The 26,978-nt window shown below is 68.4% G+C and carries 26 protein-coding genes; 4 read left to right on the top strand and 22 right to left on the bottom strand.

What is annotated here, in order from left to right:
* Positions 1 to 13: 13 nt before the first annotated feature.
* From MJQ72_RS16855 to MJQ72_RS16785, 15 genes are all read right to left on the bottom strand, one after another.
* The gene (locus tag MJQ72_RS16855) at positions 14 to 379 is read right to left on the bottom strand and encodes a F0F1 ATP synthase subunit epsilon (protein WP_044852809.1); all 366 of its coding nucleotides are present in this window, start codon (positions 377 to 379) and stop codon (positions 14 to 16) included.
* Positions 380 to 493: 114 nt separating this feature from the next.
* Positions 494 to 1,918 (bottom strand): F0F1 ATP synthase subunit beta, encoded by a 1,425-nt coding sequence (gene atpD, locus MJQ72_RS16850; RefSeq protein WP_125673800.1) that lies wholly within the window; start codon positions 1,916 to 1,918, stop codon positions 494 to 496.
* Positions 1,918 to 2,856, bottom strand: a complete 939-nt coding sequence (locus tag MJQ72_RS16845; RefSeq protein ID WP_063277154.1) for a F0F1 ATP synthase subunit gamma — start codon at positions 2,854 to 2,856, stop codon at positions 1,918 to 1,920. The genes atpD and MJQ72_RS16845 overlap by 1 nt, the downstream gene beginning before the upstream one ends.
* 11 nt (positions 2,857 to 2,867) lie before the next feature.
* Entirely contained in the window at positions 2,868 to 4,505 is a 1,638-nt protein-coding gene (gene atpA / locus MJQ72_RS16840) for a F0F1 ATP synthase subunit alpha (RefSeq protein ID WP_240600077.1), read from the bottom strand.
* 54 nt (positions 4,506 to 4,559) lie between these two features.
* Positions 4,560 to 5,381, bottom strand: coding sequence for a F0F1 ATP synthase subunit delta (locus MJQ72_RS16835; protein ID WP_240600075.1), 822 nt, complete (start codon positions 5,379 to 5,381; stop codon positions 4,560 to 4,562).
* A gap of 6 nt (positions 5,382 to 5,387) precedes the next feature.
* Positions 5,388 to 5,945, bottom strand: coding sequence for a F0F1 ATP synthase subunit B (locus MJQ72_RS16830; RefSeq protein ID WP_016336855.1), 558 nt, complete (start codon positions 5,943 to 5,945; stop codon positions 5,388 to 5,390).
* 34 nt (positions 5,946 to 5,979) lie between these two features.
* Complete coding sequence (locus MJQ72_RS16825; protein ID WP_016336856.1) at positions 5,980 to 6,237, bottom strand: F-type H+-transporting ATPase subunit c; 258 nt, start codon at positions 6,235 to 6,237, stop codon at positions 5,980 to 5,982.
* A 62-nt stretch (positions 6,238 to 6,299) separates the two neighbouring features.
* Positions 6,300 to 7,097 (bottom strand): F0F1 ATP synthase subunit A, encoded by a 798-nt coding sequence (gene atpB, locus MJQ72_RS16820; RefSeq protein ID WP_240600073.1) that lies wholly within the window; start codon positions 7,095 to 7,097, stop codon positions 6,300 to 6,302.
* A 379-nt stretch (positions 7,098 to 7,476) separates the two neighbouring features.
* A complete protein-coding gene (locus MJQ72_RS16815) occupies positions 7,477 to 7,932 on the bottom strand; it encodes a hypothetical protein (protein ID WP_016336858.1) in 456 nt (151 codons plus the stop codon).
* 57 nt (positions 7,933 to 7,989) lie between these two features.
* Complete coding sequence (locus MJQ72_RS16810) at positions 7,990 to 9,141, bottom strand: glycosyltransferase family 4 protein (protein WP_240600072.1); 1,152 nt, start codon at positions 9,139 to 9,141, stop codon at positions 7,990 to 7,992.
* 88 nt (positions 9,142 to 9,229) lie between these two features.
* Positions 9,230 to 9,880, bottom strand: coding sequence for an L-threonylcarbamoyladenylate synthase (locus MJQ72_RS16805; protein WP_240600071.1), 651 nt, complete (start codon positions 9,878 to 9,880; stop codon positions 9,230 to 9,232).
* Between the two features lie 84 nt (positions 9,881 to 9,964).
* Positions 9,965 to 11,950, bottom strand: a complete 1,986-nt coding sequence (locus MJQ72_RS16800) for a M6 family metalloprotease domain-containing protein (RefSeq protein WP_240600070.1) — start codon at positions 11,948 to 11,950, stop codon at positions 9,965 to 9,967.
* A 190-nt stretch (positions 11,951 to 12,140) separates the two neighbouring features.
* The gene (gene prmC / locus MJQ72_RS16795) at positions 12,141 to 13,007 is read right to left on the bottom strand and encodes a peptide chain release factor N(5)-glutamine methyltransferase (protein WP_007028336.1); all 867 of its coding nucleotides are present in this window, start codon (positions 13,005 to 13,007) and stop codon (positions 12,141 to 12,143) included.
* A gap of 84 nt (positions 13,008 to 13,091) precedes the next feature.
* Entirely contained in the window at positions 13,092 to 13,640 is a 549-nt protein-coding gene (locus MJQ72_RS16790) for an HD family hydrolase (protein ID WP_016336863.1), read from the bottom strand.
* 8 nt (positions 13,641 to 13,648) lie between these two features.
* Positions 13,649 to 13,996 carry a MerR family transcriptional regulator gene (locus tag MJQ72_RS16785; protein ID WP_240600069.1) on the bottom strand — a complete coding sequence of 116 codons (348 nt, stop codon included), beginning with the start codon at positions 13,994 to 13,996 and terminating at the stop codon, positions 13,649 to 13,651.
* A 59-nt stretch (positions 13,997 to 14,055) separates the two neighbouring features.
* Between MJQ72_RS16785 and MJQ72_RS16780 the strand changes: the two genes are divergently transcribed.
* Positions 14,056 to 14,841 (top strand): alpha/beta fold hydrolase, encoded by a 786-nt coding sequence (locus MJQ72_RS16780; RefSeq protein WP_240600068.1) that lies wholly within the window; start codon positions 14,056 to 14,058, stop codon positions 14,839 to 14,841.
* A gap of 31 nt (positions 14,842 to 14,872) precedes the next feature.
* A complete protein-coding gene (locus MJQ72_RS16775; protein WP_240600067.1) occupies positions 14,873 to 16,306 on the top strand; it encodes a hypothetical protein in 1,434 nt (477 codons plus the stop codon).
* A 3-nt stretch (positions 16,307 to 16,309) separates the two neighbouring features.
* Here the strand turns inward: MJQ72_RS16775 and MJQ72_RS16770 are convergent, their stop codons facing one another.
* Entirely contained in the window at positions 16,310 to 18,037 is a 1,728-nt protein-coding gene (locus MJQ72_RS16770) for a hypothetical protein (RefSeq protein WP_240600066.1), read from the bottom strand.
* Between the two features lie 140 nt (positions 18,038 to 18,177).
* On the opposite strand from MJQ72_RS16770, the gene MJQ72_RS16765 reads away from it, so the two are divergent.
* Positions 18,178 to 18,915, top strand: a complete 738-nt coding sequence (locus MJQ72_RS16765) for a hypothetical protein (RefSeq protein ID WP_240600064.1) — start codon at positions 18,178 to 18,180, stop codon at positions 18,913 to 18,915.
* Between the two features lie 16 nt (positions 18,916 to 18,931).
* Here MJQ72_RS16765 and prfA read toward each other — a convergent pair whose 3' ends face one another.
* Positions 18,932 to 20,002 carry a peptide chain release factor 1 gene (prfA, locus tag MJQ72_RS16760; protein WP_240600062.1) on the bottom strand — a complete coding sequence of 357 codons (1,071 nt, stop codon included), beginning with the start codon at positions 20,000 to 20,002 and terminating at the stop codon, positions 18,932 to 18,934.
* 80 nt (positions 20,003 to 20,082) lie between these two features.
* Entirely contained in the window at positions 20,083 to 20,310 is a 228-nt protein-coding gene (rpmE, locus tag MJQ72_RS16755) for a 50S ribosomal protein L31 (protein WP_007028345.1), read from the bottom strand.
* Between the two features lie 222 nt (positions 20,311 to 20,532).
* On the opposite strand from rpmE, the gene MJQ72_RS16750 reads away from it, so the two are divergent.
* The gene (locus MJQ72_RS16750) at positions 20,533 to 21,069 is read left to right on the top strand and encodes a CHAP domain-containing protein (RefSeq protein ID WP_240600061.1); all 537 of its coding nucleotides are present in this window, start codon (positions 20,533 to 20,535) and stop codon (positions 21,067 to 21,069) included.
* A gap of 299 nt (positions 21,070 to 21,368) precedes the next feature.
* Here MJQ72_RS16750 and rho read toward each other — a convergent pair whose 3' ends face one another.
* The 4 genes from rho to MJQ72_RS16730 all read right to left on the bottom strand — a co-directional run bounded on the left by rho (position 21,369) and on the right by MJQ72_RS16730 (position 26,978).
* Entirely contained in the window at positions 21,369 to 23,312 is a 1,944-nt protein-coding gene (gene rho, locus MJQ72_RS16745; RefSeq protein ID WP_240600059.1) for a transcription termination factor Rho, read from the bottom strand.
* Between the two features lie 419 nt (positions 23,313 to 23,731).
* On the bottom strand, positions 23,732 to 24,613 hold the full coding sequence (gene thrB, locus MJQ72_RS16740) for a homoserine kinase (protein ID WP_240600057.1): 882 nt from the start codon (positions 24,611 to 24,613) through the stop codon (positions 23,732 to 23,734).
* Positions 24,610 to 25,671 carry a threonine synthase gene (thrC, locus tag MJQ72_RS16735; protein ID WP_240600056.1) on the bottom strand — a complete coding sequence of 354 codons (1,062 nt, stop codon included), beginning with the start codon at positions 25,669 to 25,671 and terminating at the stop codon, positions 24,610 to 24,612. The genes thrB and thrC overlap by 4 nt, the downstream gene beginning before the upstream one ends.
* Positions 25,668 to 26,978, bottom strand: coding sequence for a homoserine dehydrogenase (locus tag MJQ72_RS16730; protein WP_240600054.1), 1,311 nt, complete (start codon positions 26,976 to 26,978; stop codon positions 25,668 to 25,670). Before MJQ72_RS16730 ends, thrC begins: the two co-directional genes overlap by 4 nt.

Genomic DNA, 26,978 nt, shown 5'->3' with positions numbered 1-26,978 from the left:
GTCCTTCGCCCGGTCAGACTGACTGACCGGCCGCGCGAAGCTGGGCGGTCGCCCTAGCCCGCTCTTGCTCGTCTTCGCCGCTCAGCGCCTTCTTGGCCGCGTCGACGTCGATCTCGTCCGAAAGCTCCGCGCTCTCGGCGAGGATGCTCACGCCGGTCGCGGTGACCGACAGGAACCCGCCGTGCACCGCGGCGGTCACGGTCTCGCCGTCCGTGGTCGTCACCTTCACGACACCACCCTCGACGAGCTGGCCCAGAACCGGCTCGTGACCGGCCATGATGCCGATCTCGCCTTCGGTGGTCTGCGCCACCACGAACGTGGCGGTACCGGACCAGAGACGGCGCTCGACGGCTACCAGCTCGACAGAAATCTCAGCCACGTAGCTTCCCTTCACCTCAGGTGCTGGCACCGAGTGTAATAGTCGACGATCCCAGTAAGCGAACGGCGGGACCAGCGTCCACAGTAGACACTGATCCCGCCGCTCATCGGAACATCACTTCTTGGTGATTTCCTTGTACTTCTTCTCGAGGTCTTCGAGGCCACCGATACCCAGGAACGCCTGCTCCGGGTAGTGGTCGAAGTCGCCCTTGGTGATGCGGTCGAACGACTCGATGGTCTCCGACAGCGGCACGGTCGAGCCCGGCTGACCGGTGAAGGCCTCGGCGACCAGCATGTTCTGCGACAGGAACCGCTCGATGCGGCGCGCGCGCTGAACGGTCAGCTTGTCCTCTTCCGACAGCTCGTCCATACCGAGGATCGCGATGATGTCCTGCAGCTCCTTGTACTTCTGCAGGATCCGGATGACCTCGGAGGCCACGCGGTAGTGGTCCTCACCGACGATGGCCGGGTCGAGAATGGTCGACGTCGACGCCAGCGGGTCCACCGCCGGGAAGATGCCCTTCTGGAACACGCCACGGGAAAGCTCCGTGGTGGCGTCCAGGTGGGCGAACGTCGTCGCCGGGGCCGGGTCGGTGTAGTCGTCCGCGGGGACGTAGATCGCCTGCATCGAGGTGATCGAACGACCACGGGTCGAGGTGATCCGCTCCTGGAGCTGACCCATCTCGTCGGCCAGCGTCGGCTGGTAACCCACGGCCGAAGGCATGCGGCCCAGCAGGGTCGACACCTCGGAACCGGCCTGGGTGAACCGGAAGATGTTGTCGATGAAGAGCAGCACGTCCTGGTTCTGCACATCGCGGAAGTACTCCGCCATGGTCAGCGCGGACAGCGCGACCCGCATACGGGTGCCCGGCGGCTCGTCCATCTGACCGAAGACGAGGGCGGTGTCGTTGATGACGCCGTCCTCGGACATCTCCAGGAAGAGGTCGTTGCCCTCACGGGTGCGCTCGCCGACACCGGCGAACACCGAGGTACCACCGAAGTTCCGGGCGACACGGGTGATCATCTCCTTGATGAGCACCGTCTTGCCGACGCCGGCACCGCCGAACAAGCCGATCTTGCCACCCTGCACGTACGGGGTCAGCAGGTCGACGACCTTGAGGCCGGTCTCCAGCATCTCCGTCTTGCCTTCGAGCTGGTCGAAGGACGGCGGGTTGCGGTGGATGCCCCAGCGCTCGAGGTCGTCGCCGTAGCCGGGCTCGTCCAGGCACTCGCCGAGCGCGTTGTAGACGTGGCCCTTGACCTTGTCGCCGACCGGGACCGTGATGGGGCCGCCGGTGTCGGTGACCTCGGCGCCACGGACGAGACCGTCCTGCGGCTGGAGCGAAATGGTGCGGACGAGGTTGTCGCCGAGGTGGCTGGCGACCTCGAGCGTCACCGTCTTGCGCAGCTGCTCGAACTCGATTTCGACCTTGAGCGCGTTGAACTGGTCGGGAACGGAACCGCGCGGGAATTCGACGTCGACGACCGGGCCGGTCACCGAGACGATGCGCCCCTTGGCACGGGCTTCAGTACTGGTCATCAGTCATCACTTCCTGCTGCGGTGAGAGCGTTCGCCCCACCGACGATTTCGGAGATCTCCTGGGTGATCTGCGCCTGGCGGGCCTGGTTCGCCTCCCGCGTCAGCGTGTTCACCAGTTCGTTCGCGTTGTCCGACGCCGCCTTCATCGCGGTGCGGCGGGCCGCGAGTTCAGACGCCGCCGACTCGAGCATCGCCGCGAAGATCCGCGTGTTGATGTACTTCGGCAGCAACGCGGCGAGCAGCTTCTCGGCGCTGGGCTCGAACTCGTAGCTCGGGAGCAGGCTTTCCGGCTTCTCCTCTTCGCCCTCGACGTACTCGACCTCGAGCGGCGCGACGCGCTTGGCGACCGGACGCTGGGTGAGCATCGAGACGAACTCGGTGTAGACGACGTGGATCTCGTCGACACCCAGGATGCCGTCGGCGTTGCCCGACTCGTCGTCGGCGCCGTTCAGGAACGACTCGACGATGAGCTCACCGGCCTCCGCGGCGTTGACGTAACCGGGCTGGTCGGAGAAGCCCGTCCAGCTTTCGGCCACGTCGCGGCCACGGAAGCGGTAGAAGCTCAGGCCCTTGTTGCCGGTCACGTAGACCACCGGCTCCTTGCCCTGCTCACGCAGCAGCGTGAGGAGCTCCTCGGTCGCCTTCAGCACGTTGGAGTTGTACCCACCGCACTGACCCTTGTCGCTGGTGATCACGAGGACCGCCGCGCGCTTCGGGTTCGGACGCTCGACCAGAAGCGGGTGGTCGAGGTTCGCCGAGGCTCCGGCCAGGGCCGAGAGCACGTTCGTGATCTCGTCCGAGTACGGCCGGGAAGCCGCGACCTTCGCCCGCGCCTTGGTGATGCGCGCGGTGGCGATGAGCTCCATCGCCTTGGTGATCTTGCCGATGGACTTGGTCGCCTTGATACGCGACCGGAGTTCTCGGAGTTGTGCGGCCATGAGCTATCAGCTCACTTCTTCGGGGCGGGCTTGTTGACCTTGACGGTCTCCTGCCCGACCTTCTCGGCGTCCATCGCGTCGGAGACCTCGACCAGGCTCTTGCCCTCGGAGGTGGTGAACTCCTTCTTGAACTCGTTCACCGCGTCGACCAGCCCTTCGGCGGTCTCCTTGGAGAACTTGCCCGACTCGCGGATGTCCTTGAGGAGCTCTCCGTGCTTGCGACGCGCGGAGTCGACGAACTCGTCGCGGAAGCGGCGCACGTCCTCGGTCGGAACGGTGTCGAAGTGACCGTTCGTGCCGAGGTACACCGTGACGACCTGCTCCTCGACCGGGATCGGCGAGTACTGCGGCTGCTTGAGCACCTCGTACAGCCGGGCACCACGCTCGAGCTGCGCCTTCGACGCGTCGTCGAGGTCCGAGGCGAAGGCCGCGAAGGCCTCCAGCTCGCGGTACTGCGACAGGTCGATACGGAGCGAACCCGAAACGTCCTTCATCGCCTTGACCTGCGCGGCACCACCCACGCGGGAGACCGAGATACCCACGTCGATGGCCGGGCGCTGACCGGCGTTGAACAGGTCCGACTGGAAGAAGCACTGACCGTCGGTGATCGAGATGACGTTGGTCGGGATGTAGGCCGACACGTCGTTCGCCTTGGTCTCGATGATCGGGAGACCGGTCAGCGAGCCCGCCCCCAGCTCGTCCGAGAGCTTCGCGCACCGCTCGAGGAGACGGGAGTGCAAGTAGAAGACGTCGCCGGGGAAGGCTTCACGGCCCGGCGGGCGACGCAGCAGCAGCGAGATCGCGCGGTAGGCGTCGGCCTGCTTGGTCAGGTCGTCGAACACGATGAGGACGTGCTTGCCCTCGTACATCCAGTGCTGGCCGATGGCCGAGCCGGTGTACGGCGCGATCCACTTGAAGCCGGCGGAGTCCGACGCGGGGGCCGCGACGATGGTGGTGTACTCCATCGCGCCGGCGTCCTCGAGGGACTTCTTGACCGCGGCGATCGTGGAGCCCTTCTGGCCGACCGCGACGTAGATGCAGCGAACCTGCTTCTTCGGGTCGCCGGTCTCCCAGTTGGCCTTCTGGTTGATGATCGTGTCCACCGCGACGGCCGTCTTACCGGTCTTGCGGTCACCGATGATCAGCTGACGCTGGCCACGGCCGATCGGGGTCATCGCGTCGATCGCGGTGATACCGGTCTGCAGCGGCTCCGACACCGGCTGGCGCTCGACCACCGAAGCGGCCTTGACCTCCAGCGGGCGACGCTCGGTGGTCTCGATCTCGCCGAGGCCGTCGATCGGGGCGCCCAGCGGGTTCACGACGCGGCCGAGGTAGCCCTCGCCGACCGGAACCGAGAGGACCTGACCGGTCCGCTTGACTTCCTGACCTTCGACGACGGTCTCGAAGTCACCGAGGATCGCGGCACCGATGGAGCGCGCGTCCAGGTTCAGCGCCACGCCGAGGACCCCGCCGGGGAACTCGAGCAGCTCGTTGGCCATCGCCGAGGGAAGACCCTCGATGTGGGCGATACCGTCACCGGCGTCGACGACGACGCCAACCTCTTCCCGGCTCACGTCCGGGGCGTAACTCGAGACGTAGTTCTCGATCGCGCTACGGATCTCATCCGAGGAGATCGTCAGCTCCGCCATTTCGTTCCCGCTCTCGCTTCGTTCGTGCCAGTGTGCAAAGTCGTTGTTGTGGGTTCAGCCGGCCAGCCGGCGACGCAGGGCGTCGATGCGCCCCGCGGTGCTGCCGTCGATGACCTCGTCGCCGACGCGGACGACGAGCCCGCCGCCGAGTGACGGGTCGACCTCGACGTGCAGCGCGAGCTGCCGCCCGTAAAGGGCGTTGAGCTTCTCGCTCAGCCGGGCCTGCTGTTCGTCGGAAAGCGCGCTCGCGCTGGTCACCCGGGCGACCGAGCGCTCACGGCGTTCCGCGGCCAGCTGGACCAGCTCTTCGAGGGCGTTGCCGACCCCACGGCCCTTGGCGCGCAGGACGACCTGCTCGACGAGGGTCTTGGTGACCACGTCCACCTTGTCGGCGAACAAGGTGCGGACCAGGGTCCGCTTCGCCTCCGCGGGGGCGGTCAGGTCGGACAGTGCCCGTTCGAGCTCCGGCTCACCCGCGACGATACGACTGACCCGGAACAGCTCGTCTTCGACAGCGTCGATGTTCCCGGACTTCTCCGCACTGGTGAGCAGCGCCGAGCGGCCGAGGGCCTCGAGCCCGTCGGTCAGTTCGCGCGGGCTCGACCAGCGGCTGCCCGCCACGGAGTCGAGCACCTGCAGGGCCGGTTCGGAAACCTTGCCCGCGAGGATCCCGCGGGCGAGGCCGATCCGGGCTTCGGACGAGGCCGAACCGTCGGCGACGGCCCGGCGCAGGCCGATCTCCCGGTCCAGCAGGGCGACGACCGAAAGCAGCTCGTCGCCGACCGTCGCCGGGTCCGTACCCGCGGCGGCCAGAACCTCGCCGAGACGCTTCTCGGCGAGGTCGAGCGCTTCACGGCTCGCAGCATGCAGCGTCATTCTGGTCTACTTTCCTGCTCCGTTGGAGGCACCAGCGGTCTCCAGCTCGGCGAGGAACCGGTCCACGGTGCCGTGACGGCGCGCGTCGTCCGCGAGCGACTCGCCGACGATGCGGCTGGCCAGCTCGACGGAGTTACGGCCGAGTTCGGCGCGCAGCTCGGCGATGATCTGCGCCTTCTGGGCCTGCAGCTGAGCCTGCCCCTGGGCGACGATGCGCTGGGACTCGGCCTCCGCTTCGGCCCGCAGTTCCGCCTTGATCTGCTCGGCTTCGAGCCGGGCGTCGTCGCGGATCTTCGCGGCCTCGGATCGGGCTTCCGCCAGCTGCGCCTTGTACTGCGCAAGGTTTTCTTCGGCTTCGGCCTGAGCCTTTTCGGCCCGCTCGATGCCACCTTCGATCAGCTTGGTCCGCTCCTCGTAGGTCGCCTCGAAACGGGGAACGACGTACTTCTTCAGAACGAACAGCAGCAGAAGGAAGGCGATGAACCCGAGGATGAGCTCGGGAACGTGCGGCACGATCGGGTTGGGCGCGTCTCCTGCGGCCAACACCAATTCGGTCTTCAGCACAACGTCTCCTTAAGCGAGATGAGCCAGGAAAAACTCAGCCGACGGAGGCGAGGAAGTAGATAACGATACCGATCAGCGCCAGCACCTCGGTCAGCACGAAGGTCGAGAAGGCGATGCTCTGCAGCTTGCCCTGCGCCTCCGGCTGACGGGCGGTGCCGTTGATGACCGCGGCGAAGATCAGACCCACACCGATACCGGGGCCGATCGCGCCGAGGCCGTAGCCGATGGCGGCGAGACCCGGGTTGATGTTGGAAGCGGCCTCGGCAGCCTGCGCAAGAACGATGTTGCTCACGTGCGTTTCCCTTCAAACTCGGTCCGCGCGACTCACGCGGATCGGGGGCTTTTGGTGTTTTCTCAGTGCTCCGACGCCAGCGCGGCGCCGATGTACCCTGCGGACAGCAGTGCGAAAATGTATGCCTGCAGGACCTGGATGAATGCCTCCAGGAACGTCATCGCGATGGCGAACAGGAACGCCACCGGCGACGCGACCTTCACGATGCCTTCACCTTCGGTCAGCAGGAAGCTCCCGCCGAGCGTGAAGACCATGATGATGAGGTGCCCGGCGAACATCGCCGCGAAGACTCGGATGGCCAGGGTGGCCGGCGCGATGAAGAACTTCTGCGCGAACTCGATGGTGGAGTACAGCGGCAGAACGAATCCGGGGATGCCGGGCGGCGCCAGTTCCTTCTTCATGTAGTGACCGAAGCCGTGGCGCTTGATGCCGACGTAGTGGTACACCGGGTAAACAACGAGGAACGCGAGAGCGACGGGGAAGCCGAATCGGGCCATCGTCGGGAACTGGAAGAACGGGATGATCCCGAAGAGGTTGTTGACCAGGATGAAGCTGAACAACCCCAGGATCAGCGGAATGAACGGCTTGAAGTCGGCCGAACCGATCTGCTCACGCGCGATGTTGTTGCGGCCGAAGTTGTAAATGCTTTCGGCGATGAACTGTCCCTTGCCGGGGACGACCTTGAGGCGGCGCGACGTCACCATGAAGTAGGTGACGATGATGATCAGGGAGATGACCACCAGCAGCATCGGCTTGGTGAAGCTCAACCAATAGCCGGAACCGAACAACGGCGGCAGGTTGAAGTCTTTGACACCAGGCGGCGCGAACTCCGCACCCTCGGCTAGTACCAGCGCGCCCACTGGGCTCCTTCCGGTTCTCCCGGCCGGCGTTCACTCCGCCGGGGGAATCGTCACGATCTGGACTTAACGTACCCGACACGTATCGGGCCGTCGGAGGCGGCCACCCCACGATGTGCTGAACACGGTTTCACGTTCCGCACACGAGGATTCTCGATGCAGTGCTCCCGGGAGACAGACGCCTACCAGCGGGTAATGAGGGACGATTCAACGCCGCCGCCACACTGCTGTTCGGGGTTCGTCATCAGGAGCCGGCAGCCGAGGCCGCCGCCCATACGCGGACCATATCAGGGGGTACCGACGGGCCGTACAGGCGTACTACATTGCCCCCGATCGGCCGAGGACCTAGGTCCCGCCCCAGGTCAGGACCTCGGTCCCGGAATCAGCGGGAGGCGGGGATGATCGTCGGGATCTTGGTCTTGCGGAAGGCCGCGAACTCCACCGCGGCGGCCACGAGGATCGCGACGATCATGGTCACGCCCAGCGCCATCGGGTGGATCGAGGTCACTCCGCGGAGCAGGCTCAGCGCCGCGAACAGGACGACGACCTTGAGCACGTAACCACCGAGCGCGATCACCATCACGAACATCGGGTCCATGCCCGCGCTGAAGCGCATCAAGCCCAGCGTCGCGAGCGCGGACACGATGGCGAGCACGCCGCCGATGACCGAGCCGAGCAGGCCCGGGAGTCCATTGAGGATGGTGAAGACCACGATGCAGATCAGCACCGCCGGCGGAACCAGCTTCAGGGAAGCCTTCATCATCGCGTTGGCCGCCTGCAGAACCACCTTGGCGTGGGGGTTCTCCTCCGCCTCGACGGTCTTCTCGGTCTCGCTCACAGAAAACTCCCTGCTCGTCTCAGCCCGCCAGTGTAGGCCCGCGCCGAGGCGGGCGGTTCAGGCGGTCCGGTTCCGGGACCGCAGTCTCGGCACGATCGACACCAGGGTCGCCAGCAGGAAGCCGAATCCGACGATCCAGAAGACCGCGACGCTGTCGAAGAGCGTCACCGAAACGGCGCCGAACGCGAGCAGCCCCGCCCACAAGTAGATGAGCAGCACCGCGCGGCGCTGCGAGTGCCCGATCTCCAGCAGGCGGTGGTGCAGGTGCATCTTGTCCGCCGCGAACGGGCTCTCGCCGCGGCGGGTGCGGCGGACGACCGCCATGATCAGGTCGAGCAGCGGCACGAACAGCACCGCGGCGACCACGACGAGCGGCGAGAGCAGCGCGAGCGCGTCCTTGCCGCTGAACTGCGGATACGGCACGCGGCCCGACGCGGACGTCGTCGCGCCCGCCAGCATGAGCCCGATCATCATCGAGCCCGAATCGCCCATGAAGATCTTCGCGGGCTGGAAGTTGTACGGCAGGAAGCCGAGACAGGCCCCGGCGAGCGTGGCGGCGATGAGAGCCGGCGGGTACGCGCCGACGTCCCCGCCCGAGGAGTCGAGCAGGCCGAGCGAGAAGGAACAGGTCGCCGCGGCGGCGATGAAGCCGAGGCCGCCGGCGAGGCCGTCGAGACCGTCGACGAAGTTCATCGCGTTGACCATGACGACCACCAGCACGACGGTCAGCAGCGCGCCCTGGTTCTTGTCCAGCACCAGGACCTGCCCGAAGGACTCGCCACCGCCGCCCCACGGCACCCAGAACGACACCCACTGCACGCCGAAGATCACCAGGATCCCGGCGCACATGACCTGGCCCGCCAGCTTCGTCCAGGCGTCCAGCTCGAACCGGTCGTCGAGCGCGCCGATCAGGGAGATCACGCCCGCGGCGAGCAGCACGCCCAGCGAGTCGAAGGAGAAGTCGAAGCCGCGGCTCAGCGCGGGCAGCTGGTGCGCGAGCCCCATCGCGGCGGCGACACCGAGGAAGATGCCGATCCCGCCCATACGCGGGATCGGGGTGACGTGGACGTCGCGGGCCCGCGGGTTGGCGATCGCGCCGATCCGGATGGCGACCCGGCGCACGACACCGGTGAGCAGGAAGGTCACGGCCGCCGCGGTGAGGGCGACGAGGAGGTACTCCCGGATCGGGAGGCCTTGCGTAGGAGGCATGGTGCGTTACGCCGCCGAGGTCCAAGTCACTCGAACACGCTACCGCGCCAGGGGGATACGGCGGCGAACGGTACTGACACCCGGTGAATCAGGCGAGTGACTCCGCGGGCACACCCAGTACTTCCGCGACGGCGGCCCGGCTGACCGCGCCCTCCCGCAGGACGACCGGGTCGTCGCCGGTGAGATCGACCATCGTGGACGGGACGGGCTCGCCGGACGAACCGCCGTCGAGGTACACCGCGACGCTGTCACCGAGCTGGTCGACGGCTTCCTGCGCGGTGGTGGCGGGCGGGCGGCCGGAGACGTTGGCGCTCGAGACCGCCATCGGGCCGACGTCACGCAGCAGTTCCAGCGCGACCGGGTGCAGCGGCATGCGCAGCATCACCGTCCCGCGTGACTGGCCCAGATCCCACTGCAGGCTCGGCGCGTGCGGCAGGATGATCGAGAGGTCGCCCGGCCAGAAGGCCTCGATGAGCGCGCGGGCCTGCGGGGGCGTGCCGAGCACGAGTCCGTCCACAGTGGACCAGGAGCCGACCAGGACGCCGACCGGCATGTCCGGGCCGCGGTGCTTGGCCCGCAGGAGGGACTGGACGGCACCGCCGTCGAAGGCGTCCGCGCCGATGCCGTAGACCGTGTCGGTCGGGAGGACGACGAGGCGGCTGGAGCGCACCGCGCTCGCCGCCGCGGCGAGCCCGTCGGCCCGCGTTTCACGCTTGCTGCAGTCGTACACCGCGCTCATGGCCAGTGAGCGTAGCCCTGCCCGATCTCTCGTGAGTGGCAAGGACGGTTCTAACCGTCCTTGCCACTCACGAGACCCCTCCTGTCAGAAGGCGAAAGCGGTACAGGTTGCGGACGCCGTCTTCGCCGGGTCCGCGATCGACGTCGCCGTCAGCTTGATGTGCGCGACGTGGTCACCGCCCGCGGCCCGCTTGGCGTGCGCGGTCGCCGAAGACCGGCCGCCGAACGGGACGGTGGACAGCTCGTTCGGCAGCCGCACCTCCCAGCCCTTCGCGCTGGTGGACGCGCTCAGGCGATAGGTGTCGGTGTTGTACGGCGCCACCGCGCCCTTCGCGTCGCCCGTGTTGATCACCGGGAACGAGCAGGTCGCGAGCCCCTGCTTGGCGAACGCCGGGGCCGACGGCCACAGCGAAACACCCCTGGCCCGCGAGCCCGCGCCGTCGAGCGAAGCCACCGTGACGACGTAGGACAGCACGCCCTTGCGGTCACGCTCGATGTCGGAGACGAGGAACTTCAGCCTGTTCGCCTCGTCGGTGTACTCGTACTTGCTCGCGGACCCGGTGCCCGCCTTGAACGCGGCGTCGTTCAGCTGGCGGTAGTCGCCGATCGGGATCGGCACCGGGGTGCCGTCCGGCTTCTTGTAGTCGGTCATGCCGATGTCGGCCGGGTTCGCGTCGACGATCCATTCGAACGGCGCGTTGTCCTGGTTCTTCGTCTTCGCGATGAGGACACCGGAATCGGGGGCGAAGGAATCGCTGCCCATCCGGTCGACGACCTCGACGGTGTAATTGTGGTAGCCGCCGCCGTCGCAGAACGGATCCTTCGAGCGGTCGCATTTCGGCGAAAGGTCCCCGCCGGTGAGCGCGATGTTGATGCCGCTGTAGGCACCCTGTCCCGGCAGGACCGAACGCGCCGTGATCCTCGCCGAAACCGGGCCGGTCTTGGCGAGGGAGTTCCGGTCGAGTTTCAGGACGTCTTCGGGGTCGATGATGTCGAGCTTCATCTTGGTGCGCAGCATGTGGTGCGAGCCCATCGAGCCGCCCTGCGTCGCCGGGATCTGCCAGCGGGTGTGCGGTCCGCCGGGGCCGTTGAAGCTGCCGCGCGACATCATCTCCCACGGCCCGGTGTAGGTACGGGACGGCGGATTGCCGAAGGGATTGTTGTAGTTGTCGCCGATGCCGAGAATGTGACTGAATTCGTGCGCGTAGACGCCCTGGCCCGAGCTTTCCGCCTGGGTCGAGGAGCCGGTGATCGCGTTCGGCCAGATGCTCGCCGCGGATTTCCACGACGTCCACGGGACGTAGCGGGTGGACGCGGCGTTCGGCATGCCGGCGACACCGGGCCCGAATTCGTCGGGCACGTTCTCCTTCTCGCCGAACTTCATCACGCCGAATTCCTGCCAGGTCGAGCTCTCGTCCTGACCGGCGGAGAGATAGAAGACGAAATCGAACTGCTTGGAGACGTCGCCGACGTCCGCCCGCCAGGCGGCGCCCGCGTCGGTGCGCAGGTCACGTTTGCAGTTCGCGTCCGGCGGACACGCGTCGGGCTGGAACTCCATGCCGTATTCGAAGGACTTGCCGGGCAGGCGGTACGGGCCGAACGCGGTCAGTTCGACGCCCAGCCTGCCGCCGGAGTCCTCCATCCAGTACTCGTTGATCGTGTGGCCCTGGTTGAGCGCCTGCGGTTTGTTGAGGAAGTCCTGGTAGAACTTCGCGACTTCCACGCGGGGGATGTTGCTCGCGGCGGGGCCCGGGTTCCCGAACACCGTCGAACGCGGGGCCTGCGTGACGGCGAATTCCTGGTCCGGGTAGTCCGCGAGCACCACGGCGCCCTTGAACATCCGCTTGGTCGGCTTCAGCGCCGGGTCGGCCCAGTTGGTGCCGGGCGGTTTGCGGTAGTCGTCCCACGTCATGTGGTCCTGGTTCTCCCAGGTCGACCCGTCGATCGCGGCGGGCCAGCCTCGCACCGGCGCCGCGGCGGACGCGGGCTGGGCGACCAGACCCGGCAGTAGCGCGACGGTGGCGAGGACGGCGAGTGTTCTGAGTGGGGCTCGTCGGAGAGACGATCGCATCGGGGTACACCTCCCAGTCGGACCGCCGATGAGGCGGCCGTGATCGACGTTAGGAGGTGGGCTTTGCCCTGGGCACCGCCGGAAGTCGTGAGTCTCGCTAACTATCCGCCGAACGCCCTACCGCGTTTCGTCCTCTGGATGCGGTGGTTCACATCACGAACTACCGCATCCAGAGGACGAAACGCGAGGGTCAGGAGACGCGCAACGCGGTGACGAAACGCGGCCGGCCGGCGAGGTCGAGGTGCCCCTGCACGTCCGTGAGCACCCGCCGTGCCCGCACGAGCGCCGGGACGGCGGAACCGTGCGTGTCGTCGTGCTCGATCGCCATCCCGCCGGTGGGCCGCAGCAGGCGCGCGGCGGCCGCGATCGCGTGCCGGATCACCGCCAGCCCGCTCTCCTCCGCGAACACCGCCCGCGGCGGGTCGTGCTCGGCGACCTCGGCCGGCACCGGCGTGCCTTCCGGGACGTACGGCGGGTTGCACAGGACCAGGTCGACGAGCCCGTCGAGTTCGGCGAACATCGTGCTGTCCGCCACGTCGCCGGAGTACAGCCGGATGGGCGTGTCCCCCGCGTCGGCGTGGACGTCGGCGTTGTGCCGGGCCCACGCGAGCGCCTGCGCGTCGATGTCGACGGCGTAGACGACGGCGTCCGGCCGCGCGTGCTGCACGGCCAGCGCCAGCGCGCCGGATCCGGTGCACAGGTCGACCACCACCGGGTACTCGCGTCCGTGCAGCAGTTTGAGGCCCCATTCCAGGAGCAGTTCGGTCTCCGGGCGCGGGACGAACACCCCGGCGCCGACGTTGACCGTGATGTCGCCGAGCGCGGCCCAGCCGGTGAGGTACTGCAGCGGGATCCGTTTGGCCCGCTGGTTCACGAGCTGGCCGATCGCGTCGATGACGGGCGGGTCCACCAGCGGCACCATCGGCAGGCGGCCGCGTTCGACACCGAGGACGTGGGAGGCGATCAGTTCCGCGTCCGAACGCGGTGACGCCACTCCGGCCTCGGTGAGGATGCGGGTCGCTTCCATGATGGCGAGGCGCAACGGCTGCCGGTTCACTGGTGTTCCTTCACAGAGTCAAGCCTGACACACGAGGCACGCGTGCCGGGGTCGATACACGCGGGCTCAGGGTATCGATTCCTTTCAGCGCACCCGCCATGAGAGCGAAGACAACGTCAGCGCCGCTTCGGCCACCCGCCGCGCGAGGTCGGTCTGGAGGCTCTTCGTCGCCGAAGCGATCCATTCGTCTACGTTCCGTACACCGATGTCGCGGTACTCGACGGCCTGAAGCAACATTTCGAGCTTGTCCGCGTCGCGCGCGTAGAGCGCCTCGGGGCTTTCGGCGGACTCGTACTCGTCGACGGCGTCACGCACCGAGTCACGCGCGGCGCCGGGGAGGGCCGATGTCTGAGCGGCGGTGATCGCCCGCGGATCCGGCTTCTCGACGAAACCCTTGATCGTGTGCGGGAGATCGCCGGTCCGCGTCTCCTGCGTGTCGTGCCACAGCGCGAGATACGCCGCCCTCGCCGGGTCCGCGCCGCCCTCGGCCGCGAGGAGGCCGGCCAGCTGCGCGACCCGCGTGGTGTGCTCGGCCACCGATTCGGGATCGCGGACGCCCGCCTGCCACCAGCCGGCCCGCCGGATCCGCTTGAGCACACCCAGTTCGAAGCCGAATCTGGCCAGGGCTTCCACAAGGTCTCCTACGCGTCGACGGTGAGATATCCGGCCAGTGTCCCGCGCCGCTGCCGGAGCGTGTCGATGCGGTCGTCCATTTCGGCCAGTTCGCGCCGGATCTCCGCCACGACTGTGGGGCACATGTCCAGTTCCGGCAGCTCACCGTTCGCGCACGGCAGCATCTTCGCGATGACCTGCGTGCTCAGCCCGGCCGCGAGGAGCGCGCGGATCTGCCGCACCGTGATGACCGCGTCGTCGTCGAAGGTGCGGTAGCCGTTGGAATCGCGCCGCGGCACCAGCAACCCCTGCTCCTCGTAGTAGCGCAGCAGCCGCTGGCTCACGCCGGTCCGCCGGGACAGCTCGCCGATCAGCATGTGACCCCCGTCATCCGAGTTTGACCTTCACATCGATGTCAGTACCTAACGTCGCCGGCATGACGAATCATTTCGCGCACGTCGTCCGCGGTTCCGGTCCCGGCCTGCTGCTCGCCCACGGTGCCGGCGGCAGCGTCGAAGGCAACTTCGGGAGCATCCTCGACGACCTCGCCGGCACCCACACCGTCGTCGGCCCCGACTACCCCGGTTCCGGGGCGACTCCGCGCAGCACCGAACCGCTGGACCTCGACACCGTCGCGGACGAACTGGTCTCCATCGCTCTCGACGCCGGTCTCGAGCGCTTCGCGATCCTCGGCTACTCGCTCGGCACCGCAGTCGCCGTCCGGGCCGCCACCCGGCACCCCGATCGGGTCACCGGACTCATCCTGACCGCCGGGTTCGCGAAACCGGACAACCGGCTGCGGCTGGCCCTCGACATCTGGCGGGAGCTGCTGGACGGCGACCGGAGGCTGGTGGCCAAGTTCGCCACCTTCGCCGCCACCGGCGGACAGCACCTGAACGCGCTGTCGCCTTCGGAGCTCGAAGCCGCCATCGACGGACTCGCCGGGTTCATCCCGGAGGGCAGCCCCGAACAGGTGGACCTGGTCGCGAGTGTCGACACCAGCGCCGAACTGGCCGCGATCGCGGTCCCCACGCTGGTCGTCGCCACGACACGCGACGGGCTCGTCCCGCCCGCCCACTCCCGCGAGCTCGCGGCCGGGATCCCCGGCGCCGAACTGGTCGAGATCCAGTCCGGGCACGGTATCGGCGTCGAGGCCCGCGACGAATGGCTCGGCGTGATCCAGAAGTTCCTCTCGGCGAGTGTTGGAGAGGGTACGGACTGATCACCCTGCGGAATCTTCTAAGGTGACGCGGGTGAAGATCCGGGAAATCCGACTGACCTTGGGCGTGTTCTTCGCCGCGCTCGGGGTGCTCCTCGTCCGTTTCCTGGTGCCGCGGCCGATCGGCATGGCCGACAACGGCGACGGCTGGCGCATCCTGTGCCAGCTCGGCGCCCGCGAGCTCGACCGGCCGTCGGAATACTTCGTCCGTTTCTCCTACGGCCCCGCCCCGGCCTGTAACAGCGAATACATCTCCAGCCAGAGCTGGATCGACAAGATCGCCAGCGAGATCGGGCAGCTGCTCGGCTCGTCCGCCATCCTGAACCTGCTGGTACTGGGTGTGCTGGGCTGTCTGCTGGTCGCGGGCGGGATCGCCTCGATCGTCGTGGGCCTGCGCCTTTCGGTCCGGAACAGCGTCATCGCCACGGCCGCGCTGCTGCTGGTCGCGGCGGACTCCGCCTTCTTCGGGTACTTCGCCTCCGTGCTGAGCGAGGGCGCCGCCTTCCTCGGGATGCTCCTGCTCGCCGGCGGGCTCCTGCTCATGCACCGCACCGGGCCGTGGCGCTACACCGGGGCCGCGGTCACCGTGCTCGGCGCGATGATCGGGATCAACGCGAAGTCGCAGACGCTGCTGCTGATCCCGCTGTTCGCGCTCGCGCTGCTGTTCGTCCGGCCGGCGGGCAGCCGCGGCCTGGCCCGCTGGGCGCTGCCGCTGGCCGTGCTCGCCGTCGTCGGCACCGGTACCGCGCTGGTGCAGGGCGCGGGTGACTCGGCCAACGCGGAGTACCGCGAGGCCAACATGTACCACGTCGTGTTCAACGGGATCGTGGACGGGAAACACGACACCACCGCCGACCTCGCCGCGCTGGGCCTCCCGCCCGAGTTCGCGAAGTACGTCGGCACGGGCTGGTGGAGCGCGAACGCGGCCTGGCGCGACCCCGAGTACGCCAAGTACCGCGACAAGATCAGCCGCCGCAACGTCGCCCAGTACTACCTGGACCACCCGGTGCGAGTGGTCGAGATGCTGCACCGGTCCGCGCAGGAGACGTTGACCGCGCGGGTGCCGAACCTCGGCAGCTTCGGTGAGCACGCCGGGCAGCCGCCGCTCGCCAAGGAGTACCGGATCCCGGTCCTGTCGGGGATCACCGGCTGGCTCGCACCGCTGGGGTTGTTCGCCCTGCTGCCGATCTGGCTGCTCATCGGGTGGGCAGGGCTCCGGGCCTTCCGGAACCGCACCGGACGCCGCGACGTCGGCATCGTGGTGCTCATGTTCCTGCTCTTCGCCATGGGCCAGATCCTGGTGTCCGGTCTCGCGGAAGGCATCGAGAACGTCAAGCACCAGCAGCTGACGATCTACCCGACCCTGCTCGCCGCCGCCTTCGCCGCGCTCTCTTTCCTGCCGCGGCGCAAGGAAGAACCGCCGGCGGCCGAGGAACGCGAGCCGGAGACGGCGTCGATCTCCGCCTGAGGTTCAGCGCGCGGGTTCCCAGAATCCGGCGAAGCTGCCGCACGCGACCCTCGCGCCCGTGAGCTCGTCCTTGATCCGGTCTTCCACCCCGCTCAAGCCGACCGTCGCCGCGTCCGGCGTGACGGCGTCGGGCACGGGGGCGCCCGCAGTCAGCGAACCCGCCTTGACCGTCTGGAAGAGCACGAGGTAATCCCCTTCCCGGTCAAGGCGTTCGGCGGCCTCGACCATCCTTTCCGGACTGTCACCGGTCAGCTCCATCGGGAGTGGCCAGTCCAGCGGGAACGGGTTGCGGACGCCGAAAACCGGGGCGACGAAAGGATTGTCCGGCAGGACGGCCACCTTCGACGCCGGATAGCGGTCCAGGCACTCACGGATCTGGGCGACGTAGGTGTACACGCTGGGATTCGTGCGGACGCCCTTCAATGCCGGGGCGATGTCCCCGAGATGTTTCGTCAGCTCACCCTGCGGCCTGTCCGCGTACGGCGCCTTGTCGTGCGCGGACATCAGCAGCAGCCCGGCGAGTACGAAAGCGACCGCGCCGAGAACCCCGCCCGCGACCTCGGGCGGCCTCGGCGGCGGCACGGCTTCCAGCACACCCAGCGCGAAGATCCCGGCCAGCAGGCCGGGAAGCGGGTAACCCCAGGACAGGCTGGCCATCCAGCCGAGCGCGGCGATCGCCAGGTACTGCCAGGGCATCCGGTTCCGGACGACGGCGTCGAGCACCGCAGCGGCCAGGAAAAGCCACAGCAGTGTGATCGGCCAGCCGCCCGCGTGCTCGAACTCGCCGTCCGCCACGACGAACACCACGACCGCCACGACGCAGACGGCCGTCGCGCCCCGGAGCCACCGGCCCGGCTCGCCGAACCGGTCGCGGGCGGACCACGCCACGGCCAGCACGCATACGCCGAGCAGCACCGGGAAGAAGTACGTCCTCGGGTCCGCCCGGCCCGCGAACTCCGCCGTCCAGAACCGGAAAAGGCCTTCACCCCAGGTCTGTTCGCCCTCGGAGAGCTGCGCGATCGCCGGCCGCAGTCCCCCGGCGACGGTGATCATGCCGAAGTACAGCGACGGCGCCGCGCCGAGCGCGAGTAAGTCGCCGGCCAGGCGCGAGGCCTTCCTCGGCGGCGCGGCGGGGTGGAACAGCAGGATCAGCACCCCGATCGGGACCGCGAACAGGAAACTCTGCTTGACGATCGCCGCGAACCCGAGGCAGAACAGGCCGAGCAGGCGCCGCCACCGCGAGCCCGAACGCAGCCCGCTGTCGAGCGACCACCAGCCGACCGCGACCAGGAAGACGCCGTCGACGGTGTGCCAGGCCATCACCGGATACGTGTTCAGGCCGACCAGCACGGCGGTGAAGACCGACCCGAGCCGTAACGGGCCCCAGTCGAGCGGTGATGTCCCGGTCAGGAACGCGGCGAGGGCGAACGTGGCGACGGTCAGCTGCACCATCATCACGAACCCCGAGCCGATCATCAGCGGCGCGGGGACGAGGTGATCGATCAAATGCAGATAGGCCGAACCGAACGGCCTCGGCCCGAGGAAATCGACCTGCGGGATCTCGCCGTGCCGGACGCGCCACACCTGGGCGAGCACGAAACCCTGGTCGGTCGGGTTGAACCCGAACCGGCCGATCCTCGCGACGACGGCCGCGCTCAGCAGTCCCGTTCCGGCGGCGAGAACGAGAGCTCGCGGAACACGTTTCCGGGCCGCCGGAAACGATCTTTCCATTGGTGTTCTCCCGGGCGGTTCCCTTATCGCCCAGGGAACGTAGCGGAAGCGGGGAATCGACGACAGGCCCGATCGGGCGCCTCTCCCCGCCACCCGTACGCTGAACGAACCCGTACGCGCCGAAGGGCTCAAGAACAGTCATGGATCTCCGGGAAACGACAGTCGTCACGCGGATATCGGCGAATATCGAAACCGAGGTTTTCGCCACGGCCGCCGCACTGGGCGAACGTCTCATCGGTGAGTTCGAGGCCACCGAGCTGGAGATCTGCCGGGCGGACCCGGAAGGCGGCTGGACGGGATACCTGGTCTCCGTCGGCTATCGCACGCCTCCGGCCGAGGGCGAAGATCCCGCCGAAACACTGCACCGAGCGGTCGTGCCCGCGCTTTTCCACTTCGGCCTGAATGCGGAATTCTTCGAAATCCACGGCACGCCGGAGACCGGCCAATACGGAAGCTACGACGCCTACGACATCCCGGCGGACGGATTCACGCTTTATTCGCTGATGGCGTCCGTCGGCGGTACGGATCCCCGCGAGCCCGCGTACGTCACCAGGCACGATTTCACCCAGCGCGTGGAAACCGATGTCATTTCACGGGTGCATCTCTACGTCCCCACCGGTGACCTGCGGCTGGCCGTGGACCTGTGCGGCCGCCCCGCGACCGACCTTTCGGCGTCGCTGGTCCGGATCAGCACGGACGCGGGCCCCTGCGAAGCGGTGCTGCTGTCGGCTTTTCCCGCTCTCGCCGGGGAAAGCGGCGAAGATGCGCTCAGCCGGGTGACGAACGAGGTGACCGACAGGCTCGCGCACGTGGGCATGTCCGTCCGGGCGATCCATACCGCGCTGGAGGACGATCCGTTCTATACCGAGCCGGGCTAGCGGCCCGGACGCCGATTCAGCCGGCGTGGGCGGCGAGCCGCTCCTCGCGGTCCGCGGTGATGAGCGCGTCCAGCACGCCGTCGAGGTCGCCGTCGAGGACCTGGTCCAGGTTGTACGCCTTGTAGTTCACCCGGTGGTCGGCGATGCGGTTCTCGGCGAAGTTGTACGTGCGGACCCGCTCGGAACGGTCGACGGTGCGAACCTGGGAACGGCGGGCGTCCGACGCCTTCGCGGCCGCCTCCTCCTCGGCGATCGCCTGGAGGCGGGCCTGCAGCACCTGCAGGGCACGGGCGCGGTTCTGGATCTGCGACTTCTCGTTCTGGCACGAGACGACCACGCCGGTGGGGAGATGCGTGATCCGCACGGCCGAGTCGGTCGTGTTCACGCTCTGGCCGCCGGGGCCGGACGAACGGTAGACGTCGATCCGCAGGTCGTTGGGGTCGATCTCGACCTCGACGTCCTCGGGTTCGGGGTAGATCAGCACGCCCGAGGCGGAGGTGTGGATGCGGCCCTGCGATTCGGTGGCGGGCACGCGCTGCACGCGGTGCACCCCGCCCTCGAACTTCAGCCGCGCCCAGACGCCGTCGGCCTCGGCCGAACGGCTCTTGATGGACACGGTGACGTCCTTGAAGCCGCCGAGGTCCGAGTCGACCGAGTCGAGCACCTCGGCCTTCCAGCCGTGACGCTCGGCGTAGCGCAGGTACATGCGCAGCAGGTCGCCGGCGAACAGAGCCGACTCCTCGCCGCCTTCACCCGATTTGATCTCCATGACCACGTCGGAGCCGTCGTACGGGTCGCGCGGCAGGAGCAGTTCGGTGAGCTTGGCTTCGAGCACGGGGATCTTGGCGGAGATCTCCTCGGCCTCGGCCGCGAAGGCGGCGTCTTCCGCGGCCAGCTCCTTCGCCGTCTCGAGGTCGTCGCGGGCGGTGTCGAGCTCACGGACCGTCTTGACGACGGGGCTCAGCTCCGCGTAGCGGCGGCCGAGCTTGCGGGCGCGCGCCTGGTCGGCGTGCACGGACGGGTCGGCCAGCTGCTCTTCCAGCTGGGCGTGCTCTTCGAGCAGCCCCTTCAGCGAACTCGAATCCACCACTCCACCTCTCAACGGACCCTGACAAACCATGAAAAACGGCGCCCACCCGGACATGCGGGTAGGCGCCGTCGTTCAAGCTACTTGGCGTCTTCGGCCTTCTTGCGCTTGCCGTAGCGAGCCTCGAAGCGCGCGACGCGGCCGCCGGTGTCCATGAGCTTCTGCTTGCCGGTGTAGAACGGGTGGCAGTTCGAGCAGATCTCGACGTGGAGGTTGCCGGAGGTCTTGGTGCTGCGCGTGGTGAATTCGTTGCCACAGTCACAGTTCACGTGCGTGACGACGTACTCGGGGTGAATACCGCTTTTCATGGTGTCCTCTCTCGTTGGCCCCGGGTCCCCGAGCGGGGTGAACCGGTGCCGGACTTCAGCGGATGATTTTGCCAGATGTGCTGGCAGTGGCGTCAACGCACCCCTGCCCCGGCATATTCCAGCACGTTGAGTTATCAACTATCGACGGTGAGTTGTACGAAATTTGTACTTGATCACGGGACCGTCTTCCTGTTGGTGATTCCTCAACAGGAGGTATTGATCATGCGCAGCATCCTCGCCAAGGTGGCGAAGCCGGCGGCCGTCGCCGCGCTGGCCATCGCGGCCCTCGCCGTGGCCCCGGCCGCCGGGGCGGCCCCTGAAACGGGCGCCACCATCACCGCCGCCGACATCAACCCGGCCGCGGGAACGTTCACCACCCTGTCCGACGGTGACCTGGCCATCCAGGGCGCCGGCGACGGCACGCCCGCCGGGGCCGTCCAGTGGTTCAAGAACCACATGGGCTCCACCGCGTACCAGGGCCTCTGCGAGAAGGCCGTCGAGAACGCGTACGGCACGACCGGCGTCTGGGCCTCGGCCAACGCGCACTGGAACGGCGCGAGCCCGAAGCACACGACCGGGACGCCGCCGAAGGGCTCCTTTGTCTACTGGAACATCAGCCAGTGGGGTCACGTCGGCATCGCGGACGGCTCCGGCGGGATCTACGCCTCCAGCATCGGCGGCAAGATCGGCCACGCTTCGAGCGTGCACTACTTCAACAACTACCGCGGCTGGACCCCTGCGGCCGTTCCGCACCGCTGATCTCCTCCGCTCTCGCGAGCCAAGGCGCCCCGACAGCGCGTGAAGGCCCCCTTTCCTCGGCTGAGCCGAGGAAAGGGGGCCTTCACGCGCATCTGCTGTGACTGCTGAGGCTGGTGGTGTTGCTGAGCCGCGGGGGGCGATCGAGAAGTCCGTGAGGGCCTCCTTCCCTACCCTGAAGGTAGGCAAGGAGGCCTTCACGGACTTGCGGCCAACCGCAGGCAAATCCTCCCCGGACGAGGCGAAGGGGCCCTTCACCGCATCGGATGCGGTGAAGGGCCCCTTCGGTTCAGCTACGAAACTCAGTCGTCGTCGTTCGAGCCGAGGGCCGTCTTCGAGACCTGCATGAGGAACTCGATGTTGGTCTTCGTCTTGCGCAGACGCGAGATCAGCAGGTCGATGGCCTGCTGCGAGTCCAGCGCGTGCAGCACCCGGTGCAGCTTGTGGGTGACCGCGAGCTCGTCCGGCGAAAGCAGCAGGTCTTCCTTGCGGGTACCGGACGGGTTGATGTCCACCGCGGGGAACACGCGCCGCTCGGCGATCTTCCGGTCGAGCTTGAGGTCCGCGTTCGCGGTGCCCTTGAACTCTTCGAAGATGACCGTGTCACCGGTGGACCCGGTCTCGACCATCGTCGTGGCGAAGATCGTCAGCGAGCCGCCGTTCTCGATGTTGCGCGCAGCGCCGAGGAACCGCTTCGGCGGGAACAGCGCCGTCGAGTCGACACCACCGGAGAGGATCCGGCCGGACGCCGGGGCCGCGAGGTTGTACGCACGGCCCAGACGGGTGATCGAGTCGAGCAGGACGACGACGTCGTGGCCCATCTCGACCAGGCGTTTCGCCCGCTCGATGGCCAGCTCCGCGACCGAGGTGTGGTCGGACGGCGGGCGGTCGAAGGTCGAGGCGATGACCTCGCCCTTCACCGACCGCTGCATGTCGGTGACCTCTTCGGGACGCTCGTCCACGAGCACGACCATCAGGTGGCACTCGGGGTTGTTCGTCGAGATCGCGTTCGCGATGTCCTGCATGATCGTCGTCTTGCCGGCCTTCGGCGGCGACACGATCAGGGCACGCTGCCCCTTGCCGACCGGCATCACCAGGTCGATGACACGGGTCGTGAGCTTGTGCGGCTCGGTCTCGAGGCGCAGCCGCTCGTTCGGGTACAGCGGGGTCAGCTTGGTGAACTCGGGACGACGCTTGGACTCGTCCGGCTCCAGGCCGTTGATCGAGTCGACGCGCACCAGCGGGTTGAACTTCTGCCGCTGCTGCTCGCCGTCACGCGGCTGGCGCACGACACCGGTGATGGCGTCACCGCGGCGCAGGCCGTACTTGCGGACCAGCGAAAGCGAGACGTACACGTCGTTCGGCCCGGCGAGGTAGCCCGAGGTGCGCACGAACGCGTAGTTGTCGAGCACGTCCAGGATGCCCGCGACGGGCAGCAGGACGTCGTCCTCGCGGATCTCGGTGTCGGGCGAACCGCCCTGTTCGCGGCCACCGCCGGAACCCCGGCGGCGACGGTCGCGGAAGCGACGGCCGCGACGGCCGCCTTCCTCGTCGTCGTCGCCCTGCGGGCCCTGGCCCTGGCGCTGGCTGTTGTCCTGGCCGCCGCCCTGCTGGTTGCGCTGGCGGTTGTCCTGGCCACGGCCGTCGCGGTTGCCCTGGCGGTTGCCGCCCTGGTCACCGCGGTCGCCGCGGTCGCCGCGCTCGTTGCGGTCACGCTGCTGGCCGCCCTGCTCGGGCGAACCCGCGGCACGGTTGGAGCCGCGGCGACGACGGCTGCGGCCGCCCTCTTCCTGCTGCGGCTGGCCGTCCTGCTGCCCGCTTTCCTGCTGCGCGGGCCGCTCGGCGGCGGGCGCGGAGCCGTTCTCCGAAACCTTCTCGGCCTTCTCCGCACGAGGAGCCTCGGCCGGAGCGGTTTCCGCCTTCGGGGCCTCCTGCTTCGGGGCCTCGGTCTTGGGCGCTTCGGCCTTCGGGGCCTTGCGCGGTGCGTCGATCCCCTCGAGCGGAAGCGTTTCGCTCGCCGCGGCGGGGGTCTTGCGCTTGGTCTTGCCCTGGCGCTCGCGGATGGCCGCGATCAGATCGCCCTTGCGCATACCCGTCGTCTCGCCGATGCCAAGGTCCCCAGCGATCGAGCGCAGTTCGGCGACGGTCTTGCCGGTCAATCCGCCGACCGTGCGCTTGGGAGCGACGACGCCGTTCGACTCGGCGGCGCCACCTTCGACGTCGCTCAAAAGATCGGTGTTGCTCACAAATGTCCTTCCTGACCGATCCACGCCTCCAGGTGGATCAGCGGACCGCCGCTCGCGTCCGATTGCGAAACGGCGTAATTGGCCCCCGATACGGGCGATCAGCTCCTCGGCCGTGTTGAACACAGCTAGAAGGCCTCCAGCACAGGGATTTGCGTCCTCCAAACGGAGGAAGCGGAATTCGGCACCGCCGGAACCGGGAACCCGCCTGCGTCCATCCGCTACTCCCCGCTTGCCAGGCGGTGTACGGAACTGGCGGATCAACGAAGGATGCGGGCCAAGGATGACACTGGTCACCTGGACCGGCACCGGGTGCGGAAACGCACGGTGATCGAACGCCCCCGAGGGTAGACCGCGCCACGGTCCGGTGCAACAACCACCCCCCGCGTGGCGGGGCGGGGCTCCGGCATGTGACCGAGGCTTTACTGAGCCGCAACCTGAACGCCGCCCGGATCGATCGGCAGCTCGGTGACGTCGAAAGACGTAACGTCGACGCCGGCCGGGAGTATTCCCTCGGTGGTCAGCGCGAGCACCGTCGGACCTGCGCCGGAGATGGCCGCGGCCACCCCTTCGGCCCGCAGCGCGCGCACCAATTCGCTGCTCGCCGGGTACGCGGACGCCCGGTAATGCTGATGGAGCCGATCTTCGGTCGCGGAGAGCAACAGGTCCGGGCGCGCGGTCAGCGCGTGCACCGCGAGCGCCGCGCGACCGGCCGTGAACGCGGCGTCGGCGTGCGGGACCTGGGCGGGAAGCAGCCCGCGGGTGGCGTCGGTCGAGGACCGCAGCGCCGGGACGGCGACCACGGGCCGGATGTCGTGATGCGGCTGGAGCCGTTCGGCGCGGAACCGCTCGCCCTCGTTCCACGCCACCACGAAGCCGCCCAGCAGGCTCGCCGCGGCGTTGTCGGCGTGTCCCTCGAACCCGGCGGCCAGCTGCAGGGCTTCGTCGTCCAGGGGCTTCTCAGCCAGCGCGTACGCCGCCGCGACACCGGTCACCACGGCGGACGCGGACGAGCCGAGGCCGCGGGCGTGCGGGATGGCGTTGAAACAGCGGAGGTGCAGGCCGGGCGGCCGGAGGCCGAGGTGCTCACAACCGCGCCGGAAAGCCCGCACGACCAGGTGCGATTCGTCGGTCGGGACGTCGTCCACGCCGCCCGCGCCGACGTCGGTCACTTCGATCTTGAGCCCCGCGTCGGTGATCTGGAGTTCGACGCGGTCGTACAGCGCGAGCGCCAGGCCGAGCGCGTCGAACCCCGGGCCGAGGTTCGCCGAAGACGCCGGGACCTTGATCTTGAGCAGCGTCATCGCAGGTCCAGCGCGGCGGCGACGGCGGTCGGGTCGACGGCGAGCGGCTCGACCTCGACGTTGCCCTCCAGCGCCGTGGCCGGATCCTTCAGACCGTGTCCGGTGACGGTGCACACAACGGTCGCGCCCTTCGGCAGGCGTCCGTCGGCGGCCGTGGCGAGCAGGCCCGCGACGCTGGTCGCCGAGGCGGGTTCGACGAACACGCCTTCCTTGCGCGCGAGCAGCCGGTACGCCTCGAGGATCTTCTCGTCGGTGATGGCCTCGAACAGCCCGGCGGAGGCGTTCTTCGCCTTCATCGCGCCGTCCCAGGAGGCGGGGCTGCCGATGCGGATCGCGGTCGCGATCGTGTCCGGATCGGCCACCGGCTCGCCGTGCACGAGAGGCGCGGCACCGGCCGCCTGGAAACCGAACATCCGCGGGGTGTTCTTCACCACACCGTCGCCCGCGTACTCGGAATACCCGGCCCAGTAAGCGGTGATGTTGCCCGCGTTGCCGACCGGCAGGCAGTGGATGTCCGGCGCCCGGCCGAGCACGTCGCAGATCTCGAACGCGGCCGATTTCTGGCCGGCGATCCGCACCGGGTTGACCGAGTTGACCAAGGTCACCGGGTAGTCGATCGCGGTCTTCTGCGCGAGTTCGAGGCAGTCGTCGAAGTTGCCGTCCACCTGCAGGATCCGCGCGCCGTGCAGGACGGCCTGGGCGAGTTTGCCCATCGCGATCTTGCCCTGCGGGACGAGCACCGCGCAGGTGAGCCCGGCGCGGGCCGCGTACGCCGCGGCCGACGCCGACGTGTTGCCGGTGGAGGCGCAGATGACCGCCTGGAGCCCGCTGGCGAGCGCGTGCGTGATGGCCACGGTCATCCCGCGGTCCTTGAACGACCCGGTCGGGTTCGCCCCTTCGACCTTGAGGTAGACCTCGCAGCCGGTCAGTTCCGACAGATGCGGAGCCGGCAGCAGCGGGGTGTTGCCTTCGCCGAGCGTGATCACCTTCGCGCCGGAGGGGACCGGGATCCGGTCCGGATAAGCCTGGATGATCCCCGGCCACGGTTGGGAAATCACTGGTCTTCGCCTTCCACGCGCATCACACTGACGACCTGGTTCACCACATCGAGTTTGGCAATGTCGTCCACAGTGGACCGCAATGCCGCGTCCGGCGCCAGGTGGGTGACCACGACCAGGCTGGCCGTGTCGTTCGCGTCGCGCTGGCGCACGGCGGCGATGCTGACACCGTGCCCGGCGAACGCCTGGGCCACCTGGGCGAGGACGCCCGCTCGATCGGCCACGTCGAGACTGACGTGGTACCGCGTCGGCGTCTGGCCCATCGGCCTGACCGGGAGCGCGGCGTGCGCGGATTCGCGCGGGCCACGGCCGCCGACGACCCGGTTTCGAGCCACCGCGACGAGGTCGCCGAGCACGGCACTCGCGGTCGGCGCGCCACCGGCGCCCTGACCGTAGAACATGAGCTCACCGGCGGCGTCGGCCTCGACGTAGACGGCGTTGTACGCGCCGCCGACCCCGGCGAGCTGATGGCCGCGCGGGATCATCACCGGATGCACGCGCGCCGAAACGGATTCGGTGCCGTCGTCGGCGGTGACGCGCTCGCAGATGGCGAGCAGTTTCACCGTGCGGCCCAGTACGTTCGCCGCGGCGAGATCCGACGCGGTGACGTCGGCGATGCCCTCGCGGTGCACGTCGGACGCGGTCACCCGGGTGTGGAACGCGAGCGAGGCGAGGATCGCGGCCTTGGACGCCGCGTCGTAGCCGTCGACGTCGGCGGTCGGGTCCGCCTCGGCGTATCCGAGCCTGCTGGCCTCTTCCAGCGTTTCCGCGTAACCGGCGCCGGTGGAGTCCATCGCGGAGAGGATGTAGTTGGTGGTGCCGTTGACGATGCCCATCACCCGGGTGATGCGGTCGCCCGCCAGCGATTCGCGCAGCGGGCGCAGCAACGGGATCGCCCCGGCCACGGCCGCCTCGAAGTACAGGTCCACACCCGCCGCGTCGGCGGCCTCGAACAGCTCCGCGGAATGCTCGGCCAGCAGCGCTTTGTTCGCCGTGACAACGGATTTCCCGGCCTTGAGCGCGTCGAGCAGCCACTGCCGCACCGGCTCGATACCGCCGACCAGCTCGACGACGACGTCGACGTCCGGGGAGGTCACGAGCTTCGTCACGTCGGACGTCACCAGCTCCGGCGGCAGCTCGGGGTGCTTGTCGGGGCGCCGCACCGCGATACCCGCCAGCTCCACCCTGGCGCCCGCCCTGGCGGCCAGTTCCTCGGCCTGCTCGGTGAGCAGCCGGACGACCTCGCCACCGACCGTCCCGCAGCCGAGCAGGGCGACCCTGATCACGCGTCCGTCTACAGTAGACAC

The organism is Amycolatopsis sp. EV170708-02-1 (genome assembly GCF_022479115.1).
Classification (GTDB): Bacteria; Actinomycetota; Actinomycetes; order Mycobacteriales; family Pseudonocardiaceae; genus Amycolatopsis.
The sequence above is the reverse complement of the archived record's forward strand: the minus strand, read 5'-3'. Positions and strand labels throughout refer to the sequence as shown.

What these genes read in the sequence shown, in the direction of transcription:
- thrB (WP_240600057.1), bottom strand. Translation starts at nt 24,613, where the DNA reads ATGACGCTGCTCAAGATCAAGGTCCCGGCGTCTTCGGCGAACCTCGGC.
- MJQ72_RS16750 (WP_240600061.1), top strand. Translation starts at nt 20,533, where the DNA reads ATGCGCAGCATCCTCGCCAAGGTGGCGAAGCCGGCGGCCGTCGCCGCG.
- MJQ72_RS16780 (WP_240600068.1), top strand. Translation starts at nt 14,056, where the DNA reads ATGACGAATCATTTCGCGCACGTCGTCCGCGGTTCCGGTCCCGGCCTG.
- MJQ72_RS16765 (WP_240600064.1), top strand. Translation starts at nt 18,178, where the DNA reads ATGGATCTCCGGGAAACGACAGTCGTCACGCGGATATCGGCGAATATC.
- MJQ72_RS16845 (WP_063277154.1), bottom strand. Translation starts at nt 2,856, where the DNA reads ATGGCCGCACAACTCCGAGAACTCCGGTCGCGTATCAAGGCGACCAAG.
- MJQ72_RS16835 (WP_240600075.1), bottom strand. Translation starts at nt 5,381, where the DNA reads ATGACGCTGCATGCTGCGAGCCGTGAAGCGCTCGACCTCGCCGAGAAG.
- atpA (WP_240600077.1), bottom strand. Translation starts at nt 4,505, where the DNA reads ATGGCGGAGCTGACGATCTCCTCGGATGAGATCCGTAGCGCGATCGAG.
- MJQ72_RS16800 (WP_240600070.1), bottom strand. Translation starts at nt 11,950, where the DNA reads ATGCGATCGTCTCTCCGACGAGCCCCACTCAGAACACTCGCCGTCCTC.
- MJQ72_RS16770 (WP_240600066.1), bottom strand. Translation starts at nt 18,037, where the DNA reads ATGGAAAGATCGTTTCCGGCGGCCCGGAAACGTGTTCCGCGAGCTCTC.
- atpD (WP_125673800.1), bottom strand. Translation starts at nt 1,918, where the DNA reads ATGACCAGTACTGAAGCCCGTGCCAAGGGGCGCATCGTCTCGGTGACC.
- rpmE (WP_007028345.1), bottom strand. Translation starts at nt 20,310, where the DNA reads ATGAAAAGCGGTATTCACCCCGAGTACGTCGTCACGCACGTGAACTGT.
- MJQ72_RS16810 (WP_240600072.1), bottom strand. Translation starts at nt 9,141, where the DNA reads ATGCCTCCTACGCAAGGCCTCCCGATCCGGGAGTACCTCCTCGTCGCC.
- MJQ72_RS16785 (WP_240600069.1), bottom strand. Translation starts at nt 13,996, where the DNA reads ATGCTGATCGGCGAGCTGTCCCGGCGGACCGGCGTGAGCCAGCGGCTG.
- MJQ72_RS16805 (WP_240600071.1), bottom strand. Translation starts at nt 9,880, where the DNA reads ATGAGCGCGGTGTACGACTGCAGCAAGCGTGAAACGCGGGCCGACGGG.